Annotated in this window: 18 protein-coding genes; 4 read left to right on the top strand and 14 right to left on the bottom strand. The window is 54.2% G+C overall.

Annotated elements, in window-relative coordinates; all coding sequences use genetic code 11:
- Positions 1-53: 53 nt before the first annotated feature.
- The 10 genes from CHB83_RS09490 to CHB83_RS09445 form a co-directional block, all read right to left on the bottom strand.
- A complete protein-coding gene (locus tag CHB83_RS09490) occupies positions 54-1184 on the bottom strand; it encodes a DUF3616 domain-containing protein (protein ID WP_089332451.1) in 1131 nt (376 codons plus the stop codon).
- 67 nt (positions 1185-1251) lie between these two features.
- Positions 1252-1749, bottom strand: a complete 498-nt coding sequence (locus CHB83_RS09485) for a hypothetical protein (RefSeq protein WP_089332450.1) — start codon at positions 1747-1749, stop codon at positions 1252-1254.
- A gap of 137 nt (positions 1750-1886) precedes the next feature.
- Positions 1887-2300 carry a hypothetical protein gene (locus CHB83_RS09480; RefSeq protein ID WP_045688901.1) on the bottom strand — a complete coding sequence of 138 codons (414 nt, stop codon included), beginning with the start codon at positions 2298-2300 and terminating at the stop codon, positions 1887-1889.
- A gap of 97 nt (positions 2301-2397) precedes the next feature.
- A complete protein-coding gene (locus CHB83_RS09475; protein WP_179225499.1) occupies positions 2398-4431 on the bottom strand; it encodes an FAD-dependent oxidoreductase in 2034 nt (677 codons plus the stop codon).
- A gap of 278 nt (positions 4432-4709) precedes the next feature.
- A complete protein-coding gene (locus CHB83_RS09470; protein WP_236705010.1) occupies positions 4710-5159 on the bottom strand; it encodes a hypothetical protein in 450 nt (149 codons plus the stop codon).
- 36 nt (positions 5160-5195) lie between these two features.
- On the bottom strand, positions 5196-5876 hold the full coding sequence (locus tag CHB83_RS09465; RefSeq protein WP_045688902.1) for a carboxypeptidase-like regulatory domain-containing protein: 681 nt from the start codon (positions 5874-5876) through the stop codon (positions 5196-5198).
- Between the two features lie 76 nt (positions 5877-5952).
- Complete coding sequence (locus CHB83_RS09460) at positions 5953-6396, bottom strand: hypothetical protein (RefSeq protein WP_089332448.1); 444 nt, start codon at positions 6394-6396, stop codon at positions 5953-5955.
- Between the two features lie 157 nt (positions 6397-6553).
- Complete coding sequence (locus CHB83_RS09455) at positions 6554-6937, bottom strand: roadblock/LC7 domain-containing protein (RefSeq protein ID WP_045688903.1); 384 nt, start codon at positions 6935-6937, stop codon at positions 6554-6556.
- A 461-nt stretch (positions 6938-7398) separates the two neighbouring features.
- A complete protein-coding gene (locus CHB83_RS09450; RefSeq protein WP_179225498.1) occupies positions 7399-8085 on the bottom strand; it encodes a Crp/Fnr family transcriptional regulator in 687 nt (228 codons plus the stop codon).
- 558 nt (positions 8086-8643) lie between these two features.
- The gene (locus CHB83_RS09445; protein WP_245855310.1) at positions 8644-10440 is read right to left on the bottom strand and encodes a M1 family metallopeptidase; all 1797 of its coding nucleotides are present in this window, start codon (positions 10438-10440) and stop codon (positions 8644-8646) included.
- A 50-nt stretch (positions 10441-10490) separates the two neighbouring features.
- On the opposite strand from CHB83_RS09445, the gene yedA reads away from it, so the two are divergent.
- The 3 genes from yedA to CHB83_RS09430 all read left to right on the top strand — a co-directional run bounded on the left by yedA (position 10491) and on the right by CHB83_RS09430 (position 12463).
- A complete protein-coding gene (gene yedA, locus CHB83_RS09440) occupies positions 10491-11426 on the top strand; it encodes a drug/metabolite exporter YedA (RefSeq protein WP_089332446.1) in 936 nt (311 codons plus the stop codon).
- Between the two features lie 128 nt (positions 11427-11554).
- Positions 11555-11947: a group III truncated hemoglobin gene (locus CHB83_RS09435; protein ID WP_089332445.1), complete on the top strand. Its 393-nt coding sequence runs from the start codon at positions 11555-11557 to the stop codon at positions 11945-11947.
- 126 nt (positions 11948-12073) lie between these two features.
- Positions 12074-12463, top strand: a complete 390-nt coding sequence (locus tag CHB83_RS09430; RefSeq protein ID WP_052695653.1) for a group III truncated hemoglobin — start codon at positions 12074-12076, stop codon at positions 12461-12463.
- A 233-nt stretch (positions 12464-12696) separates the two neighbouring features.
- Here the strand turns inward: CHB83_RS09430 and odhB are convergent, their stop codons facing one another.
- The 3 genes from odhB to CHB83_RS09415 form a co-directional block, all read right to left on the bottom strand.
- Positions 12697-14349, bottom strand: coding sequence for a 2-oxoglutarate dehydrogenase complex dihydrolipoyllysine-residue succinyltransferase (odhB, locus tag CHB83_RS09425; RefSeq protein ID WP_089332444.1), 1653 nt, complete (start codon positions 14347-14349; stop codon positions 12697-12699).
- Positions 14350-14484: 135 nt separating this feature from the next.
- Complete coding sequence (locus tag CHB83_RS09420; protein WP_089332443.1) at positions 14485-17331, bottom strand: 2-oxoglutarate dehydrogenase E1 component; 2847 nt, start codon at positions 17329-17331, stop codon at positions 14485-14487.
- A 204-nt stretch (positions 17332-17535) separates the two neighbouring features.
- Positions 17536-18738, bottom strand: coding sequence for an SMP-30/gluconolactonase/LRE family protein (locus CHB83_RS09415; protein WP_089332442.1), 1203 nt, complete (start codon positions 18736-18738; stop codon positions 17536-17538).
- A gap of 473 nt (positions 18739-19211) precedes the next feature.
- On the opposite strand from CHB83_RS09415, the gene CHB83_RS23515 reads away from it, so the two are divergent.
- Complete coding sequence (locus CHB83_RS23515; protein ID WP_143437080.1) at positions 19212-19751, top strand: RlpA-like double-psi beta-barrel domain-containing protein; 540 nt, start codon at positions 19212-19214, stop codon at positions 19749-19751.
- A 22-nt stretch (positions 19752-19773) separates the two neighbouring features.
- Here the strand turns inward: CHB83_RS23515 and CHB83_RS09405 are convergent, their stop codons facing one another.
- Positions 19774-20790, bottom strand: coding sequence for a hypothetical protein (locus CHB83_RS09405; protein ID WP_089332440.1), 1017 nt, complete (start codon positions 20788-20790; stop codon positions 19774-19776).
- Positions 20791-20867 lie beyond the last annotated feature (77 nt).

The raw sequence follows: 20867 nt of genomic DNA, 5'->3' as shown, positions 1-20867 counted from the left end.
GGAAATTGAGTGGGAAACAAAGGTGCACCTCAAAGCTGAAAACTGCGGGCTAACTACTTGGCGGCCGTAGCTTGCGCTGGCAGGGCAGGTAGCAGGTAGCTGTCGGCTATTACTTGGTGCGGGGCTGGTTTGCGGGCATCGGTAGGCGTATCGAACACGACCAGAACGTGCTCATCATCCAGCACTGCCATGCCCTCGGCTTTATCTTGTCCTGCCGTGGGCCCGGACCCGTGCGGTACATCAAACAAGCGAATAAGCTTTTTGTCGTCAATGAGGCTGTCTTGGGGGCAGCGTAGCGCATCAGGCCAGCAGTACACCGCAATAGTGCCATCTAAGTCCATGGTGGGGCCGGCTAGGAGTAGCAAGTCGGCGCCCCGCTGGCGTAGCTCGCGCAGGCCCATGCCACCCAGGCTTAGAAAGTGCTTTTTATAATACTTGTGCGTGGCGCCCGTAAGTGGCTGCAAGCGTAGCCGGCCATGCTTGTCTTCTCCCAGCAGCACTTCTAACACAATAGCCCACCCGCGCAGCACAGGCCCGCGCAAGCCGATAAACAACCGCCCATCTGGCGCAGCCGCCAAGCCTTCAATATCGAAGCCGTTGTCTTTGCCAGGAATTGTCAGAAAAGGATTAAGGTGGGGATCTTCGGCCAGCACATCCAACAGTTCGTTGGAGGTGCTGGTGCGGTGGAGCTGGGCCGCCCGCAGAACGCGTGTAGGGTCGGTGGGATGGGGCGCCTCCCGGTGCAGCTCATAGTCGCCGGTTTGCGCGTTCAGCAGTAGCGGCACCCGGGCCAGGAGGTAGCGGTTGGCTTCCTGCTTTACTTCGGCTAACCGGGCAATCTGCGCGGCTTCATCTTTTTCCTCCGGCTTTGGCTTTTTACGCTTGCGGCTGTGTGAGCCCACAATCCAGAGGTAGTGGTCGGCTTCCGCGAGGCCCTCAATGTCAATTTCTTCTTCCGCGCCAGAAGGCAGGTCCAGCAGGGTGGTCAGTGCGTAGGAGCAATGCTGCCCGTATTCGTGCGGGCCAGTGCGGCGTAGTCGCTCAATGCTGGTACGCTCGTCACAGCTCACCCATAGGTTGTCGCCCGTACGCAGAATGGTAGACAGGCCATCACGTACGTGTTTGCCAGCTGCGTTGAGGCTGAGCTTGGAGGTAAAGTGCAAGTGAACAGGAGCGCGGCGCATGAGTAGGGGCGTAAAATGGCAGGCCCCTACCAACGACCATCAGCAGCAGAAGGTTATAGCTCGGCGTTCAGTTACATGCCTGCCGTTGTGTTTCTAAACGCCGTACTATGTTCTTTACCACCTGCTCATCCGTCGTGTACAGGGGTAGTGATATGGTAGCGCTGCGGCTATTCTGATGGCGCTCAAACACTATTTCGTAATGCCGCGGCTCATCCTCTTCCTGCCCAGCAATCCGATAAGACAGCTTGGTTATTTGGGGCCACTCAAAGCCCATCTTCAGTTCAAACAAGCTCTCATCTATCTTTACCGCCCATTCCGACGTGCCTTTGCTTACGCTCACGGCCACCGGGCGGGACAGTCCAGTATCGGTCTGCTGGTCTCGAATGATTTGCTGAACGTGGCAGCCGTTCATCGTCATGAGCACTTGCTGCTGGGGTTTGGCCGGGTTGCGCATCAGCTCGTTGAGCTGCCGGGACAAGGTTACTTGGCTGGGAGTTGGGGAAGTTTGGGCAGCAGCTTCCTTAGCGAAGGCCAAGCCACTAAGCAGTAGTAGAATCCGTTTCATAGCAAATACACGTAGAGAATGACGGGCGCCATGCCCGTTTGCTGGTGTAGATGGCTATGAATCTCAGAGGGTTGCCTGGAACTAGAAAATCAAATTCTATTTAGAGCATCACTTATAGCACGGGCCTACCAAGTGCCTTATTTACCCCCCTTACGCGACTGCATTTGCGCTTGTACCTGGCGCTGCTTGGCCTTAAGCTGCTGGTACTGGGCAGGGGTGAGCACCTGCTGTAGTTCCTTATCAGAAGCAGCATTAATGCGCTTCAACTCTGTCATCATAGCTGGCCGGTTGGCGGCGTACTGACGCTGGGCGGCATTGGCTTGCTCTGCTGTCGAAGTAAAAATGGCCCGCACCTTCGTACGCTGGTCGTTGGTCAGTTTAAGTTCTTCCGTGAGCACGTCGGTCAAGTCGCGCGCGGCGCGCGACTCCACCACGGGCGCAGGCGTTGCCACCGACTTGGCCTCGGGAATAGAGGCGTTGTGACGGCGGGCACAGCCGGCAGCCAGAGAAGTTATACAAGCTAAAATGAGCAATGGGCGGGCAGCAGACATAGGGCAAAGGAGATATAGGTACGCCCCGCATACGCGAAAACCACACCACACGGTTATCCACAGCTTGTGTGCTGCTTCCTGCCAGCCTGCATGGGCATCAACTTGCTACTAGCACTTTCCGGGCTATAGGTTTGCTGTTTTTCAGGTGCTGGGCGGTATGATGTGCCAGCGCCATAATGGTAAGCATGGGGTTTACGCCACTACAAGCCGGAAAGGCCGAAGCGTCGGCAATGAACAGATTGCCAACTTCGTATAGCTCACCGGTGGGGCTGGTAGGGTGGGTACCCGCATTGCCCCCCATGCGGCAGGTGCTCATCTGGTGGGCGCTATACAAGCTGTACTGGTTGGGCTTCCAACTTAGTTGTGGTAGCTGATCAAGCACCTCAGGGTTGTGCAGGGTGCCGTTTGTGGCGTGCAGGATAGGCAGGGTGCCGTGGGGCAGCAACACGGTATGCGCACCAGCCGCCACGTGGATAGCAGCAGCAGCCCGCACACCTTGCAACATATGGTTGCGGTCAAAGTCGCTGAGTACGTAATCGATTAGGGGCGTTCCGTACCTATCTACCGTCACGCGCCCACCATCTCGGTCGCGGGTGAGCACAATGAAAGAGCCCAGATGGGCAGCCTGCCGCATAAGCTCCTTGTGTTGAGCACCCGAACGCCAGGGCAGCACCATGGCCATCAGTCCCGCGTGGGCTGGCGGGGTTTCTAGCTTCACCCCAAAGTTGGTACCCTCCATCATAGTGAAGCAGTCGTTTACGACCGACATCATGGGGCCGTGCCAAGCATCGATACGCTTGGGGTACAGTCCTGATACAACTACCGTAGGATGCAGGTGCAAATGCTGCCCAATGTGGGGATGCGCAAGGCCACTACGCAGTAGCAACGCCGGCGTCTGGATGGAGCCTGCTGCCACCACCACACGACGGGCGCGCACCGTAACCCGTACCCGCTGGCCTGTTGCCATAGTGTGCACTGCTATTGCCCCGGTAGCACGGCCTTCGGCGATGGTAACGCGCTCCACCTGGGTATCGGCTAGTAGGCGCGCCCCGTGGTCATAGGCTTGTTGTAGATACGTGGTGAGAGTACCTTGCTTCACGCTGTGCCGGTCGCCGAAGCAACTATAGCCCAGCCCCTGAAAATGGTCTTCGGAGTCAGTAAGACCGGTTTCGTTGCGCGGAATCAGCTTGGCTTCCTGACCCAAACGGGTAGACCCCTCCCATAAGGCTTGGTTCTGCCCATTATGGCGCGTGTAGGCGCTGTTTACACTGAGGGCGCGGCTTACGGCATCGAGGCTACGCTGAAAATCCGGCGAGGTAAAATGCGGAACCTGATGCTCCCGGGCCCACTCTTGTAATACGTAGTCGGGGGTGCGAAAGGCGCCAGCCCAGTTGACGGTGGTACCGCCGCCTAGGCATGAGCCCGCAAGCAGGGCAATACCCCCATCCTGCGTAGTCAGCGTGCCGCGGGCATCATATAGGCGACCCAGCATGTCGGCTTCGCGTTGGGTAAAGTCGGCACCGTGGAAGTATGGTCCTTTTTCCAGCACTAGCACATCCTGCCCCGCCGCGGCTAGCTCGCCTGCTACTACGCCCCCACCAGCTCCACTGCCTATCACCAGCACCTCGCACTCATACGTCACGTCCTGCAAAGGCTGCAGGGTCTTGATAGGCTTTTCGGTGGCTACTACCTCTCCCAACTGCGGACCAGGGTAGCCAATATGCTCCCACACGAAATTGCCTTGTTCGGGCGTAGAGCTACCGTAAAACAAGAACATGAACAGCTTGCGTAGCGCCTGAAAACCTTTGCGCAACTGGGGCACAGGGCTGCTGGCCCAGCTTTGCAGTAGTTGTTCGCGCTGCTTAGGATTCAGCTTGCCAAACGTCCGCCACGACTTACACCACGTCAGGCCCACTGCTGGCGTATCTAGTAAGGCCAACAATTGCAGAAATTCCTGCCGGGCTCCGGCCGGTTGGGCATCTAGTATTAACCCAATCTGCGCAATGTCAACGCCCTCCGAACCTTTACGGGCCCAAAAGGCCGCATCCTGGGCTTCATGGTCCACTACGGCGGGAATAAAAGTGTCGGCAAGCGCTTGCAGGGTAGCACGCTGAGCATCGGTGAACTGCATATGGGTGGGGCAGAAGTAGGAGCTGATGTTGTCGGAAGCCAAGTACTCGGCAGTACCTAGAAAAGGTCGGCATTTTTCCTGGAAACTACTCGGCTTGCATACCAATAAATCTAAACAGTGAGTATCTGCTACTATCAGCCTGCTAGCCGCAGCCGCATGCCTGCATACTTCCCACCACTCCATCCTAGCCCAATCTATAGACCGGGCAATACCACGCAAAAACGCTCCTTCCTCGTTAGCGAGAAAGGAGCGTCATTCTCCTCGTAGCGTGTAAGAACTTATCTAACAGATTGCTCCAACTGCCCCACCTGAGCCCGTAGTACTGCCCTCGCAATACCCAGGTTCGTATTCTGCGTACTCACCACCAGATAAATTAATCGACTACCGTTGGTAGTAAGCTGAAGCAGATGCAACTGATTTGAGAGCGTGATAAGGATATCCTCAATCTGCTCGCCTACTAGCTGCAAGGCCGTCATGGCTTTTTGCTTCAGCTTAACCACCTCCGCATTGTGGGCCGCTGCCATGGTAGGATCGATGCCGGGCATGTTGGAGTGGGCCGCTAAGCTAGCTCCCGATTCCACATCCACCACCGCTACTGCCATTAGCCGCGGCAGCTCCGCCAATACGTTGTGCACTACCTGAGCAGCAGCCGGATCTGGCTTGGCAACTGCGGCACTGGGTTCACTTCGTCGACGGGAGGCTTTCCTGCGGTATGATTTAGGCTTCACTCATTCAAATACTAGATACAGCGGCGCGGTGGACGCCTAAAAGAAGAACCACCGTTTTTTCTGCTGCTGCTCGCGGGGCAGCAGGGTTACATTGGCCGTGTGCGAGCCTTTCACGGCTACTACTTCGTCTTGGTAGCCACCGTAGCCATATTTAAGAGCCGCAGTACCAGCGGGAACCGTCAGCACGTACTCGCCCTGGGCGTTAGTGGATACACCGCGCAAGCTGCCAGGCTGCATTACTGTGGCTCCTACTAGCGGCGCACCGTTTTCATTTAGAATCTGGCCGCGCACGGTAATCATACGCATGGCCGATGCCTCGGCGGAAGCAGCACTAGCTGCCGCCTCAACTGCTACTTCCGCAGGCAGTGCGGCGGTCGGCAAGTTTTCGGTGGGTGTGCGAGTACCCGCAAATACAAACGTACCCACCAGCACTGCCGACGCCACCAGCGTGGTAGCACGCCGACGGAAGCGCACGGGCTCGGCCCGAATGTACTGTACTTGGCGCTGCACCCAGCTCGGAGCTACGGAGGCCTCCTCAGCGGCCTGCAGTTCCTGCCAACGGGTGAGAGTAGTGTGCGCCTGGTTGTCGTCGCGGTGCAGATATGCTTCCACGGCGCGGGCCGAAGCCTTGGTTAGGTCGCCACGCAGATAGGCATCCCGGTACACGGGCAGAAGATCACCGGTCTGCGGATCGAAGGGAGAAGCCGTCAATTTCATAGGCGGGGGGGAGGGTTTAGATGAGGATTCGAGAAGAGTAATTAATACTTGTTCCCACGATGCGGCCGGTTGACGGCTACTCTTCGCAGGCACGCATTACTTCGCGGGCAATGCCCAGGTTGGTGTCGCGGCAGTCCACGGCTACATAGAGAAACCGCTGCCCATCCGGCAGTAAGCGCAGGAGGTGTAATTGGGATTGAAGCGTAATCAGAATTTCTTCCAACTGGTTGTCGGCATCGGGTTGCAGAGCCGCAAGAGCGAGACGTTGCTGCCGTACCACTTCGGCATTGTAGCCCATTGTTTTGCCGAGGTTGAACTCGCGGGAGGTAGTATAGCTTGCCAAGGCTTGGCCCGACTCTACTAATACGACAGCGGCTCCCAGCAACTCGGGCAAACCTGTAAGCACTTGCTGAATAACTCGCTCTGCAGAAGCTTTTTCCGATCCATTTACCGTTGAGACAATCTTGTTGACAGTCGGTCCGGCGAGTCCTTGCAAGCGCTGAAAAAAAGGAATTTGCATAGGCCTATAAAAAAGGCTGAGGCCAAAGCGCCGGGTTTGGCGCGAGGCACCAGCTACGGGCCTCCCCTTGCCGCGCGGGCGGCCACATCACATTACTATCCCAAGCAGCGTAGGGGAGCCTGGTGGTCGGCTCCCACCAGCCTACTACTATTGCCTCTTAGTTATTAAGCTCAGCCACGTGGGCACGCAGTACTTCGCGAGCAATAGCCAAGTTGGTATCGCGCGAGCTTACTACTAGGTAGATAAACTTATTGCCTGACTCCGTGAGCTTCAGCAAGTGGATCTGGTTGGAGAGCGTAATGAGGATGTCCTCGATGGATTCGCCCTGCAACTTCAGCGCCGTCATGGCCTTCTGCTTTTGCTTTACTACTTCCGTGTTGTAGGCAGCAGCCGTGTCGGGGTTGATGCCAGGGGCATTCGAGTGCGAGGCCAAGCTCATGCCGGAGGTGGCATCTACTACGGCCACGGCCATCAGGCCCGGCAGGTCGTTGAGAATCTCTTGTACTACTTTACCTGCGGGGTTGTTGACTGAATAAGCCATGATACTGAGTTAGAAAATAAGAGGAGGAAGTGAAAAATCAGTCTGCACAAGCCGTCTATTCCTCAGTCGCTTTACTCAGAACCCACGCGTTGGTCTGCTGTCTGCGACGTACAAGAAGCTTTTTAAAACTTGTGTGTAAATACTCTGTCCTGTTTGGTGCTGCTATAAACAGGACGACTTGGTTTACAAAGCTCCTTAGATTACCCTCCAGAAAAAATGACCTTCGTCAACTCTAAAAATGATTCTTGTCAAACTTTTCTCTCTGTTTCCGACGCGGGAGACCATTATGGGATACAAATAATACTATTTACTCTAACTTACTACCTATTCCTATTAAAAACAAAACTCCCCCGATGATTTGTATCACCGGGGGAGGTACGGGCCCTTCTATTTTTCGGTTTTAGTGTGCTACAGAAAGCTTACACCTTACCAAACCATAGCACTTATTTTCAGTTACTTACCTAATCATACATAGACGATATATGGGCTAACCGGGCGGTATCTACTACGGTGATACGGCTGCCTTGCGTTAGCACCAGTCCGTCCTCGCGAAACTCAGAAAGGAGTCGGCTAGTGGTTTCCTTCGCAGTACCCGCCAGGGCCGCCAAATCTTCCCGTGAAATAGGAATACTGAATGGGGTATTAGCGGGGGGCTGAAATAGCTCATGCAGGAGCAGAAGGGCTTCGGCTAGCCGCTCACGCACCGGTTTATACGCCGTGTGTAGCACCTTCTCTTCAGCTTCTCCCAATGACTTGGCAAGAAGGCGCATCAAGGAATGTGAGAACTGACTGTTCTGCTCAATGAGGCTAAAAAAATCGGCGCGTGGCACGAGACACACTACGCAATCGGTGAGGGCGGTAGCAACGGTAGTGGCATTGCTACCAGTCATCAGGGCATGATAGCCTAGCACATCGCCTTCCTTAGCCAAGCGCACAATCTGTTCTTTTCCATCGGTACTTACTTTGGAAATCTTCACCTTGCCTTGGCGCACGCAGTACAACCCACCTAAGCGGTTACCCTGTTGGAAAATAATTTGCCCTTTCAAGTACGATTGGTGCAGCTTGCTTCCCGAAATCATGGATAGCTCATTGTGCTGGCACGCACCCAACAACGACTGCCCCAAATGCGGGCAGTTCTGGCAATTCATAGGAACTGTTGGTGCTATCATACCTCGGCTGCGTAAAGATTACTGCGATACAACTATGTAGGCTCGACTAGTTCGTTCTCTGTTCTACTCCGGTCAGAAAGCGGTTAGGCAAGTATGCTACTACTTAGCGAAACATCTTTCTTATTGGCAAACATTGAAAAGTCTTATTTCAAATTCTGACCCAATTATGGTAGGCCAGCTTGTTTATTATGACTGCACAAGCCTGTTTAACCGAATAAGGCTCGTGCAAAACATCTATTATCTAGTAAAATTAACTGTTTTTTAATCCTTCCTACTCTTTTTCATTCCTACCACTATGCCAATATTCTATTGAATATGATTCAAATCGGGAATCATATTTCCATGAATAGGAATATATTTTAGCACACTGTAATTAGCTACAGCAACTAGGAGCGTTACAGCTATCTAGCGTGTATTTGACAGGCTCTGTGAAGGGCACTTTCAGATTCGTACTTGTCCTATTTAGAGAACATTCAGCAAAAGAAAAGCTCCACTGTTGCAACAGTGGAGCTTTTCTTTTGCTGGGAGCGAGGATAGTTATTCTACCAGCACCCCGATATAGTAATTCTCAACATCTACTTCCAGATTTTCCTTAGTTAGTCCCGGAAGGTTAACGGGCTGAAAAGAGGTAGTCATTGGGAGGGTGCGGTACTCCCCGCCTTTGGTACGCAGGCGAGCCGGCAGGTTAAAATCCGATTCATCGGCAATCCAACGGGCCTGGGGCTGCCCATCACCAGAGAAACGCACTTCCAAGGTAGGTATGCCGGGGTGACGCAGAAACTGATTGAAGACGGGTGTGAGGTCCTGGCCCGTTTGCTGGTTGAAGTAGCTTACTATTTGCTCAGTAGTTACCGTTTGGTGGTAAAAGGTGCGCGAAAGACCTCGCAGCAACTCTCGCCACTTGGCATCATCGGGTACTACGGCGGTACGAATCATATTGAGCATGTTGCTACCCTTATCATACATGTCACCGGAGCCTTCCTTGTTTACTTCATAAGGGCCAATAATGGGTCCATCGTTTTGAATGTTGCGCCGCTGCCCGTGGATGTATTGCTGGCCGGCTTTCTTCCCAAACTGACTTTCGACAAATAGCCCCTCTGAGTAGCAGGTGAAGCCCTCATGCACCCACATATCCGCAATGTCTTTGCTGGTAATGTTGTTGCCAAACCACTCATGCCCACTCTCGTGAATGATGATGAAGTCCCACTTCAGCCCCCACCCCGTTTCTGAACGGTCGCGGCCGAGGTAGCCATTCTGGTACTTATTGCCATAGGCTACCGCGCTTTGGTGTTCCATGCCCAAGTGAGGCGTTTCTACGAGTTTGAATCCATCCTCATAAAAGGGGTAGGGCCCAAACCAGTACTCCATTGATTTGAGCATAGGTTTCACGTTGGCTGTAAACTGCGTTTTCGCTTTAGCCAGGTTTTCGGGTAACACCCAATAGTCGAGGGTTAGGGGGCCTTTCTCACCGGCGTAGGTATCGGCAAAATGGGTATAGTTGCCCACGTTCAGCGCCACATCGTAGTTATTGATGGGATTGTCGACAAACCAGTCGAAGCGAGTAGCACCGCCCTTTACGGTAGTGGTGCGGCGCAAGCGGCCGTTTGATACGTCGGTGAGGCCCTTGGGAACCGTCACGCTGATGAGCATACTATCCACTTCATCGGCCTGGTGGTCTTTGGTAGGCCACCAGATGCTGGCCCCTACGCCCTGGCAGGCGGTAGCTACCCAAGGCTTGCCTTTTGCGTCTTGCGTGAACACGAAGCCACCGTCCCAGGGAGCATGCTTAGCAACGGTAGGCTGGCCCGAATAATACACCGTGAAGGCCGCACGGCTACCTTTCCGAATGGCCTCCGGGAAGGTAACAAACACGGCATTAGCCTCGCGGGTATAGGGTACCGCTTTACCCTGGTATTCTACCTTATCTACCTTCAGGTTGGCAAATAGGTCAAACTGCAGCTTAGTAAAATCCTGAGTGGCAGTGAACTGAAACACGTTGGAGCCACTGATCGACTTCTTGTCGACATCCAGCTTCACATCAAGATGGTAGTAATTGATGTCGTAGCAGGTACGCAAAGGCGTGAGGTGGCCCCGAAGCGAATCGGCACGGGTAAAGGTTGTTTTGGGCTGCATCAGTTGAGCCGACGACAAATGGGCGAGGCTTAGCAAGCCAGCCAGAAACGGGAGCAGGTAGGAGCGCACAGGCAACACAGTAGGAGTATGCCGTAAAGAACGGAATTCGTCGCGAAGTGCTGCTTCTCCACCGTACATCAGCGCCACCAACCTAGTAGTTTGCAGATGCCTTTTCTTGCGCAACGAAGCGCTGCCTTCCATTCATGGTGGGTAAAACGCCGTAGGTTTGGGCCGTCCTTACTTCTGGCCTTATGTCGAACCAGCCTACTTCCTCACGCACGGCGCTCCTATTGGCCTTTGCAGCAGTATACCTTATCTGGGGCTCTACCTACCTAGGCATTCGCTTCGCCATTGAATCTATGCCGCCCTTGTTGATGGCGGGGAGCCGCTATACTCTGGCAGGAGCTGTGCTTTACGGGGTTATGCGCCTGCGCGGCGAGCCTGCTCCTACATGGCGAGGCTGGGGCGTGGCCCTACTCATTGGCATCTGCCTGCTGGCCTTCGGCAACGGTGGGGTAACGCTTGGCGAGCAATATATTCCCTCGGGGCTGGCGGCGCTGCTGGTAGCTACGGTACCTATGTTCCTAGCCCTCTTGGGCTGGTGGAGCGGAGTAGCCCAGCGCCCCACGCCCGCCGTGGCGCTGGGGCTCTTGTGTGGCCTGCTTGGGGTATACTTATTGGCCCGCACCCCAAGCACCAGCCACGTGGCCCTACCTGGGCACGAAAGCATAGGCATCTTGCTAGTGCTTACGGCCGGACTCGTGTGGGCTGTTGGCTCTTTGTATTCCAAGCGGCGCCAACCAAGCCCCTCCCCTTTCCTATCTGGAGGTATGCAGATGCTATGTGGTGGGGTAGTTATGCTGATAGTAGGCGTGCTGCGCGGCGAGGCTACCGGCTTCGCCCTGGCGCAGGTCACGGCGAAGTCGTGGGGGGCATACGCCTACTTGGTTACGTTTGGGTCTATTGTTGCCTTTACCGCTTACATCTGGCTGCTTCGGGTAGTTGAGCCAGCACTTGCGGGCACCTACGCTTTTGTAAATCCAGTGGTAGCCGTGCTGTTGGGCTGGGCCTTTGCGGGCGAATCCTTAAACGGGGGCATGCTTGGCGGAGCAGTACTCATTGTGCTAGCAGTTGCGCTAGTGATACTCGGTGGCAAGCAGCAACCAGCCGACCCATCGAAGACATAAGAACTACCCAAGTACTAGCCCTGTTCTAGGTGTGCTGCTCACACACAGAAACTACTGTACGCTATGGGCATTTGGTTTATCCTCTCCTGCTGATTTCCTGTCAGCAACCTCTTTTTTGTTCTCCATTCATGTCTGAAACCTTGCCTGATATTCAAACTGAGGCGGATATCCGCCAGTTGGTCGACGCTTTTTATAGCCGTGTGCAAACAGATGAACTCATCGGCCCCATATTCCAAGCAGTGGTACAAGACAACTGGCCTCGCCACCTTGCTACTATGTACGACTTCTGGAGCAGCCTACTGTTCGGGACTAGTCGTTATCGGGGCCGCCCGTTTCCTAAGCACTTGGCGCTACCTGTAGAAGGACAGCATTTCCGGCACTGGCTCACACTGTTTGTTGAAACCGTAGATGCCCATTTTAGCGGCGCCAAAGCCGATGAAGCTATTTATAAGGCTGGTAATCTGGCTACTATTTTCGAGTACCGAGTGGGGCAGGCTCGCAATCCATTGTCGCTACTATAACTGGTGCTGGATTGATGAAACCTATGCAACAATTTATAAAAAAAGTTTTATATTTATATAGCGAAGTCCATGCAACCTGCGTAAATTCGCTACGTATCAGGTAGCCCACAATCTTACTAATCCCCTATGAAAACGTCTCTTACTCTACCCGACATTCGCACCGAAGGCGACATTAAGACTTTGGTAGATACGCTATGCTCTAAGGCTACCAAGGACACCCTGCTGGGTGCCAGCTTTGGAGCGGCGGCACGTATTCATTGGCCCCATTACCTGACTACTCAATACCGCTATTGGAGCACCACCCTCCTGGGTCAAGGCTCTACCGAAGGCGATGCCCTGCCTGAGCAGCTGGCCCTTCCCCGTAGCGGCCCGCATGTTCAGCACTGGCTCGACCTGTTTTCTTCAACGGTAGAAGAGCACTTTGCCGGCTCCAAGGCCGAGCAAGCTAAACAACTGGCTAAGCAGCTCGTTACCCGTCTAAGCATCACTCGTTCCCGCGAACTACCCGTAGACTAATATCATCCCTCCCTTCCCTATTCCCGCTCTCTCCCATCCGCCCTACTCCTAAAGAGGCCCTTGGCATACTGCCAAGGGCCTCTTTATTTTATCTACCCTTCAGTCTTCAAGCGGCTTTAAGCGGCTCACCGTTATCTAGGCGTACCAGGCCACAAGCACAATTTGCCGCTCCTCACTTGCGCGTAGCAAGCAGAAGAGCGGCAAATTGTGCTTGTGGGTGTACTACCCAATAATTATACGCCGAGCAACAGACGAGTTGGATCTTCGAGTAACTCTTTCACGCGCACCAAGAACGATACCGACTCGCGGCCGTCGATGATGCGGTGGTCGTAGCTCAGGGCCAAGTACATCATGGGGCGAATCACTACCTGCCCGTTTTCAGCAATGGGGCGCTGCACAATGTTGTGCATGCCCAGAATAGCCGATTGTGGGGCGTTGATGATGGGAGTGCTCATCATGGAGCCGAATACGCCACCGTTGGTAATAGTAAACGTACCACCGGTCATCTGCTCAATCGTGAGCTTGTTGTCGCGGGCAAGACCAGCTAAGCGCTGAATCTCCTTCTCGATACCATCGAACGACAACTCCTCCGCGTTGCGAATTACCGGCACTACCAGTCCTTTCGGAGCCGATACGGCAATGCTGATGTCGCAGAAGTCATTGTACACGATGTCGGTGCCATCAATTTGAGCATTCACGGCCGGCCACTCTTTCAGGGCTACGCATACAGCCTTGGTGAAGAACGACATGAAGCCGAGGCCTACGCTGTGCTTCTCCTTAAACTTGTCTTTGAACTTGTTGCGCAGGTCCATGATGGGCTGCATGTTCACCTCGTTGAAGGTAGTGAGCATGGCCGTCTCATTTTTCACTGCCACCAAGCGGCGTGATACCGTCTTGCGCAGGTTGCTCATCCGCTCGCGACGCACATTGCGGTTGCCGCTGGCAGCGGGAGCAGCTGCTGGGGCGGCCGGAGCCTTAGCGGGAGCGGCGGCCGGAGCTGGAGCAGCCGGACGAGCCTGGGCATTCTGAGCGTCTTCTTTGGTAATGCGGCCATCCCGACCCGAACCTTGCACATCGGCAGGGTTGATGCCTTTTTCGCCCAGAATTTTACCAGCGGCGGGCGAGGGAGTACCGGTAACGTAGCTGGTAGCACTACCTACTGCCGAAGCGGCAGGAGCCGGAGCAGTTGGAGTTGTGGCCGGAGCAGCAGGGGCCACGGGAGCCGCAGCACCACTACCCCCTTCAATACGAGCAATGGTAGCTCCGATGCCAATAGTTTCGCCTTCTGCCGCGGCATGACGGAGCGTGCCAGTACCTTCGGCAGGCAACTCAAACGTAGCCTTATCGGACTCCAACTCAGCAATGATTTCGTCGCGCTGCACTTGAGCGCCGTCTTCTTTCAACCACTTAGCTACCGTCACTTCTGTGATAGACTCGCCTACAGCTGGAATTTTCATTTCTACTGTGGCGCCACCGCCCGCACTAGCAGAAGCAGCCGCAGTTGGGGTATCAGCCGAGCCAGCTTGCGAGCCACCATACCCGCTCTGGTTGCTGGCTTGGGGATTTTGCTCGCCCTGCGATACAGGGTCGGCGCTCGGGGTAGCGGGGGCGCTAGCGGCCGGTGCGGCTGGTACAGCAGCAGCGGGAGCACCAGCACCATCGATTTCGGCAATAGCAGTACCGATACCAATGGTTTCGCCTTCGGCAACGCGAATTTTTAGCACACCGTCAGCTTCAGCTGGTAGCTCAAAGGTTGCTTTATCAGATTCTAACTCGGCAATTACTTCGTCGCGCTTCACGGTGTCACCGTCGGCTTTAAGCCATTTGGCAATGGTAACTTCGGTGATAGACTCGCCGACGGCGGGGATTTTGATTTCCAGACCCATGGTGGGAGTGTTGAAGGGTTTCGGTGGGTGGTAGCGCAAGCTAGGCAGCTCACACTCCTGAACGACTATTGATACATAAACTCAGCGGTATCCCCTACTACGCAGGTTTTGGCCACATAGTAGGGGATATACTGGTTAGTCAGCTTTTTGCGCTGTGGCGGCCGTCTCCTTAATGGTTTCGTCGGCAACGGCTTCGCGAGGCTTGTCAAAGGCGCGAGCAACTAGCTCTTTCTGCTCCTTCACGTGCACCTTATTATAGCCAGTTGCGGGCGAGGCCGATGGCTTACGCGAAATCACATCTTCCAACTCGCGACGCATGAAGCGCAACAGGTAGTTCCAGTAGCCCATGTTCTCGGGCTCCTCTTGTACCCAGTACACTTTGGCCTTCGGATACTTCGCTAACTCGGCGTCCAGTTGCTTCTTGGGGAAAGGGTGCAACTGCTCTAGGCGAACAATGGCAACGTCCTTGCGCTCCGACTTCTGCTGTTCTTCCAACAGGTCGAAGTACACTTTGCCCGAGCACAGCAACACTCGTTTTACTTGCTTGTCCTCCACGTACACGTCGCCCAGCACTTCCCGGAAGTTGCCCGACGTGAACTCCTCTACCGGCGACACGCATAGCGGGTGACGCAGCATCGACTTGGGCGACATTACAACCAGAGGCTTACGGAACTCCCAAGTCAGCTGACGGCGCAGGGCGTGGAAGAAGTTAGCCGGCGTGGTCATGTTTGCCACGATGATGTTGTTTTCAGCCGCTAGCTGTAGGAAACGCTCGGGGCGGGCGTTGGAGTGCTCCGGACCTTGGCCTTCATAGCCGTGAGGTAGTAGCATCACCAGGCCGTTCATGCGCTGCCACTTGCTCTCCGACGACACGATGAACTGGTCAATCATGGTCTGGGCACCGTTAGCGAAGTCACCAAACTGGGCTTCCCAGATGACAAGAGCTGTGGGGTTTGCCATGGCGTACCCGAACTCGAAGCCCAGCACACCATACTCACTCAGCAGCGAGTTATAGATGCACAACTGCTCATGCTCGCCTTCCATGAAGTTCAGCGAGTTGTAGGGAGCCGACGTTTCGGCATCATGCAGTACGGCGTGGCGGTGCGAGAATGTACCGCGCTGCACATCCTGCCCACTCAGGCGTACGATGTGGTTCTCGGCCAGCAACGAACCATAGGCCAGCAGCTCGCCGGCGGCCCAGTTTAGGGTGCGCGTCTCGAAGAACATCTTCTTGCGCTCCTTCAACAGATTATCAATCTGCTTGATTGGCTTGAAGCCTTCGGGCAAAGTGGTCAGGGCTTGCCCTACTTTATGCACTATCTCCTCGCTGATGCCAGTGACGGGCGACTGGTCGAAATCCTCGGGCTTGCTGCGGCGCAGGCTGCGCCACTCGTTTTCTAGCGCTTGGTAGTTGTAGGGAAGTGGCTTCTGCTTCACCATATCCAAGCGGGCTTGCAGCAGGTCGCGGAATTCGCGGTCCATCTGATTAGCCAGCTCTTTATCTACGTCACCACGCTCTACCAGCATTGCGTTGTACACCTCCCGGGGGTTTTGGTGCTTGCTGATGATGTTATAGAGAGTAGGCTGGGTGAACTTCGGCTCGTCCGATTCATTATGACCGTGACGGCGGTAGCACACCATATCAATAAAGATGTCGGCGTGGAACTGCTGGCGGTACTCGGTAGCCAGTTGCACGGCAAACACCACGGCTTCGGGGTCGTCACCGTTTACGTGTACTACCGGTGCATCAATAATCTTGGCCAGGTCGGTGCTGTAGATAGAAGAACGGGCGTCTTCGAAGTCAGTGGTAAAGCCTACCTGGTTGTTAATCACGAAGTGCACGGTGCCGCCAGTCTTGTAGCCTTCCAGCTGCGACATCTGCGTTACCTCGTAGCCGATGCCCTGGCCTGCCACGGCAGCATCGCCGTGAATCAGAATGGGAAGCACCTTATTATAGTCGTTGCCGTAGCCATGATCTAGCTTGGCGCGCACAAAACCTTCTACTACTGGGTTCACCGCTTCTAAGTGGGAAGGGTTGGGAGCCAGCTTTAAGTTTACGCTCCGCCCGCTGGCATCCACTTGGCTGCTGTAGCCCATGTGGTACTTCACGTCGCCGTCGCCCATGGTCAGGTCTGGCACGGCAGTACCCTCGAATTCCGAGAAGATCTGCTCGTACGTCTTGCCCATGATGTTGGCTAGCACGTTTAGACGGCCGCGGTGAGCCATTCCAATCATTACTTCCTCTACCCCCAGCTCAGCACCCTTATTGATGATAGCATCAAGCGCGGGAATAGTGGTTTCGCCGCCTTCCAGTGAGAAGCGCTTCTGGCCGAGGAATTTGGTGTGCAGGAAGTTTTCGAACACAACGGCCTCGTTGAGCTTACCGAGAATCCGCTTCTTGTATTCTACACCGGGATTGAAGCTCAACGAGTCCTTCTCTACTTTCTCGCGGAACCAGTCGAGCACCTGCGGGTCGCGGATGTACATGTACTCGAACCCGATGGTGCGCGTGTAGATCTTTTGCAGGGCCGCAACAATGTCGCGCAAAGTGGCATCGGTGCCAAGACCAATTACTTCACCATTCTTGAAACGAGTATCGAGGTCTGCATCGCTCAAGCCAAAATCAGCCAGGTTCAGCCGAGCCTTGCGGTCTTTGCGCTCACGTACGGGGTTGGTGCGCGCCACTAGGTGGCCGCGGCTCCGGTAGGCGTGAATCAGGTTGCGAACCTGCGTTTCCTTGTCAGCCGATACCGTATCTACGGCGCGTACCTGGGGAGCACCGTTCGTGCTGGCGGGCGTAGTCAATACGCCAGCGCCATCGGCCTGAGGGATACCCCCTTCGGGATACTGCTGCGCGAAGTCGAAGCCTTCGAAGAACTTCTGCCAGCTTACATCTACCGACTGCGGATCAGTCTTGTAGGATTGGTAGAGCTGGTCAATGTATTCGCCGTGTGCGTTGGCGATGTAAGAGTAAGCGTCCATGCGGTGGGAGCTGGTGGTGTCAGGGCAAATGTAAATAGGCTGATTAGAAAGCAAAAACTGATATTCGCATGTTCAAATAAACTTAAGTATCAGTTCTATAATTACATCTAGCTTGAAACCATACTTAAGGGTGGACAATCTATTAAATAAAAAGAAAAGCCGCCCCTCATAAGAGGAACGGCTTTTTATAAGATTTGGGCCTTTCTATTTGGCTAAGGCCATTTTAAAAATGTGGTAGGGTTGATCCTGCTTACCGATTCCTTTATTCCAGGTTGGCGTTTTATGGATGGCAGAGTTGGTTACGTACAAGGTGCCTCCATCAGATGAGAAGGCAAACGTATCTGGCCACTCCAAGCGGGAGTCCTGCACTACTGTCTCTATTTTGCCATCAGGAGTCCGGCGCTTAATCGAATGATCCTCAAAGGTGGTCATGTACAGATTGTTGGCCGCATCTATCTCCATGCCGTCACAGGCGGGGACCTTGCCCAAATCCTCAATCTGCTGAGCCAACTGGGCGTCCGATAGAGCCGGGTTACGTAGTGCCTCCGTCTTTATGCGGTACAGTTTGTAACTAGTTAGTGGCTTCCAATACAAGTATTGCATGTCTTGGCTTAGGGCAATACCATCGGCGTTGAACTTAGCTTTGTTGCCACTGGGGTCAATTAGCTCGTGACCATCGGCTTTAACATTCAGCGTAGTATCAGCAAGCATGGAAGTATGCATATTCAACAGCTTGCGCGCCTTGCCCGACTTCAAATCAACCACAACTAGGCTGCCTACTCCGGATTCAGTGATGTACGCGTAATTATTTTGTGTGTCAATACGAACATCATTCAAGTAAGACTTCCGGGGGGCCACGCTTTCAGGGAAGCCGATGTTCTGCACTACCTTATTGGTCTTGGGGTCAATCTTTACCAATTTGGGCCCACCAGGCACTGTGGCTTTTAGGCCCGGTGAAGCCGGATCAAGTACCCATAGCATCCCCGTTTTATCGGCATATACGCTTTGTGGGCAGATCCAATGTTTCTGGGGCTCGTTGCGAACCGTCTCGTTCCAGATGCACCAGTTGGCATCAGGATATCCTTTCACCGAGCCATCAGGCTTGATTTCGGCCACGGGATTGACGGGATTATTATCCCAGCGTGGAAAATCCCCGAATACGCGCCCGTCGGGTAACACTGCTACCCCAACAATTTGCGGCTCTCGAAACTGAGCAACTACCTGCAACGGCGAGTTGGCTGGGGCAGTAGGAGCAGCAGCACCAGTAGAATCGGAGGTAGTACTGCCATTAGACGCAGTTGAATCAGCAGGCTTATCGGGAGCAGAGCAAGCGCCTAAAAAAGCACTTACCACTACCGTAGCACCCCAAGAGGTACGGGATACAAAGGAGGAAAAAACGGAGGCCATATGGTGGCGAGGGGTTAGTAAAAGAACAAAAACAAGTCAAAAAGGCAGACTATTATGGTCCGCACTTTTTTCTCTACGGCCGGGTTGAAAGCACGGTTGGGGATGCTAATACCCTGTAACCTATCCGTGACGACCTACGTACTTGCGGCTCTTTAACCTGCTTAATATCCACGTTTACCCTTATAGCGGCCTGGTACAGCCCTCTTGGATGGCTGCCGACTCAATAAAAAAATTAGTCTTACCTTTGAGCCCTTCAAAAGCACATCATTTTATAAGTACAATCTATTATTCTAATTATCTATTTTACCACGCTATTTAGCACTTAACCTGACTGTTTTCGGCTGAATTGCCGCTTACCATAGATACCGAAGCCTGTTTCTGCTTATCTGGCAGACATGCTTTTCCCAGCAGCCGAGTCGGGCCGGCCGTCCAAGCTCTCCGGGCGAAAGTGAGAGTCCACGAACCCAAGCGTCATGTCCATTGCGTTATTCCTACTGACATTCTTCTTCCCTCCCCGTGCTGTCTCTATCCCCGTGGCTACGCCACCGCTCCTGACAGTTAGTCTGCCCCCTCGTCCGGTTCCCGTAGCGGTGCCGGTGCAGCCTGTTCTAAAGGCTCCCTCGTCCTTGTCGTACACCGTTACGGCTACGACCTACTGGCCCGAAGTTGGCCAGACAGATGCAGATCCAATGGAAACCGCCGACGGTTCCCGGATTCCTAAGCGGCACTCCAGCAAAACCCGTTGGCTTGCCGTCTCCCGCGACTTGCTCAGCAAGTGGGGCGGCCCATTTCACTACGGTGAGAAGGTGCAAGTACGCGGTATTTCCGACGCCCTAGATGGCGTATACATCATTCATGATACCATGAACCGCCGCCACCGCCACTGCGTGGACGTACTCGTGAGCGAGCGGGAATGCAAAAAGAAAAGTGGCTTTGAAGGCCGCTGGTCAGGTATCAAGCTTACCAAATACCCTTCCGAAACTACCCCTGAGCTTTCTTGGCAAGCTAGCTAGGCCGGTAATTCCTTTCTTTTCCTCAGGAATTTTCTGGGTAGTTGTGCAGTACACGGGGCTGCCCGTCGGCATCATACAGAAACGTAAGTGGCTCAGCTGGATTACGTAAGATTTCTTCCAGCGGAATTTGCCACCGTTTCCACATTTCCAGCAACGACTGTCCGTAGGTGTTGTTTTCCCATGGATTGAAAATGTCGCCGGTAACATCATCAATTAGTGCATCCATCACCAGTTCCTGGTCGCCGGGTTTTACCAGGCGGGGGAAATAGTTGGGCACCACATTCAGCAAGTACGCGGCGTAGTACACCCGCGCCTTAAACTCCGCAATCTGCACTGGGTGCAGGGGGCGGTAAGCATCCTGATACACTCTGCGCATAGCCTGCCGAACAATACCATTGTCGGCTAAGCAGGCTATTATCACAGTGTTATCTAGCTTGATGCTAAACGTAAGCGTACCTAAATCATCGTCATACTCAAACGGAATGGTATCCTCCTGGGCCTCAGCCTCAAGGATGAACAACGACCCAGGTACGAAGTCCTCGTATTCCATGGGCACGCGCAGCGCCTGAAACGGTTGGAAGAAAGCCTGAAAGCGCCGGAACAATTGCGCGTTTTCAGCCAGAGGGTATTGCGGCCGGGCCAATGGGTCGAGTTCGGTCAGTAGCTCCGTAACCAAAATGCCATAGAACATCTTCCCCAACCACAAGAACATAGTTTGGTCGTCTAACCCACGCAGGCCAGTGATGCCACGGTCGGCAGCGGCGGCTACGTGTGCTTCTAGGGGTTCTACATGATGCGTGCGGCAGTGCTCACAGCAGGCAATGCGCAGGTCTTGATACTGCACAATGCTCATATCCAACAGCTTCACTTGCCGCTCGTGCAAGTGATAGCGTGTCATTAGCCAGTCGGCAAACACCGGCACGGTATCTTGGGGCGGCCTGGTTGGCATACCACACAGAAAACAGTGTTGGTAGCTAAAGCGCATGCCATCAAAAGGATCGTAGAGGGTGAGGGCGGGCAAAGGCTGGAACTCAGACATAGCAACTAAAAAAAGAGGGGCAAAGGTAGGAAATGCTGGCCGCGGGTGGGTAGGTCAACTACGCCCACCGAACAGCA

The organism is Hymenobacter mucosus (genome assembly GCF_900188255.1).
GTDB lineage: Bacteria > Bacteroidota > Bacteroidia > Cytophagales > Hymenobacteraceae > Hymenobacter > Hymenobacter mucosus.
This window is presented reverse-complemented; position numbering and strand designations above follow the sequence as displayed.

Coding starts and splice junctions, on each gene's coding strand:
- CHB83_RS09445 (WP_245855310.1), bottom strand. CDS start 10,440: ATGGAAGGCAGCGCTTCGTTGCGCAAGAAAAGGCATCTGCAAACTACT.
- CHB83_RS09435 (WP_089332445.1), top strand. CDS start 11,555: ATGTCTGAAACCTTGCCTGATATTCAAACTGAGGCGGATATCCGCCAG.
- CHB83_RS09465 (WP_045688902.1), bottom strand. CDS start 5,876: ATGAAATTGACGGCTTCTCCCTTCGATCCGCAGACCGGTGATCTTCTG.
- yedA (WP_089332446.1), top strand. CDS start 10,491: ATGTCGAACCAGCCTACTTCCTCACGCACGGCGCTCCTATTGGCCTTT.
- CHB83_RS09415 (WP_089332442.1), bottom strand. CDS start 18,738: ATGGCCTCCGTTTTTTCCTCCTTTGTATCCCGTACCTCTTGGGGTGCT.
- CHB83_RS23515 (WP_143437080.1), top strand. CDS start 19,212: ATGTCCATTGCGTTATTCCTACTGACATTCTTCTTCCCTCCCCGTGCT.
- CHB83_RS09475 (WP_179225499.1), bottom strand. CDS start 4,431: ATGCAGTTCACCGATGCTCAGCGTGCTACCCTGCAAGCGCTTGCCGAC.
- CHB83_RS09420 (WP_089332443.1), bottom strand. CDS start 17,331: ATGGACGCTTACTCTTACATCGCCAACGCACACGGCGAATACATTGAC.
- CHB83_RS09405 (WP_089332440.1), bottom strand. CDS start 20,790: ATGTCTGAGTTCCAGCCTTTGCCCGCCCTCACCCTCTACGATCCTTTT.
- CHB83_RS09485 (WP_089332450.1), bottom strand. CDS start 1,749: ATGAAACGGATTCTACTACTGCTTAGTGGCTTGGCCTTCGCTAAGGAA.
- odhB (WP_089332444.1), bottom strand. CDS start 14,349: ATGGGTCTGGAAATCAAAATCCCCGCCGTCGGCGAGTCTATCACCGAA.
- CHB83_RS09490 (WP_089332451.1), bottom strand. CDS start 1,184: ATGCGCCGCGCTCCTGTTCACTTGCACTTTACCTCCAAGCTCAGCCTC.
- CHB83_RS09460 (WP_089332448.1), bottom strand. CDS start 6,396: ATGCAAATTCCTTTTTTTCAGCGCTTGCAAGGACTCGCCGGACCGACT.
- CHB83_RS09480 (WP_045688901.1), bottom strand. CDS start 2,300: ATGTCTGCTGCCCGCCCATTGCTCATTTTAGCTTGTATAACTTCTCTG.
- CHB83_RS09430 (WP_052695653.1), top strand. CDS start 12,074: ATGAAAACGTCTCTTACTCTACCCGACATTCGCACCGAAGGCGACATT.
- CHB83_RS09455 (WP_045688903.1), bottom strand. CDS start 6,937: ATGGCTTATTCAGTCAACAACCCCGCAGGTAAAGTAGTACAAGAGATT.
- CHB83_RS09450 (WP_179225498.1), bottom strand. CDS start 8,085: ATGAATTGCCAGAACTGCCCGCATTTGGGGCAGTCGTTGTTGGGTGCG.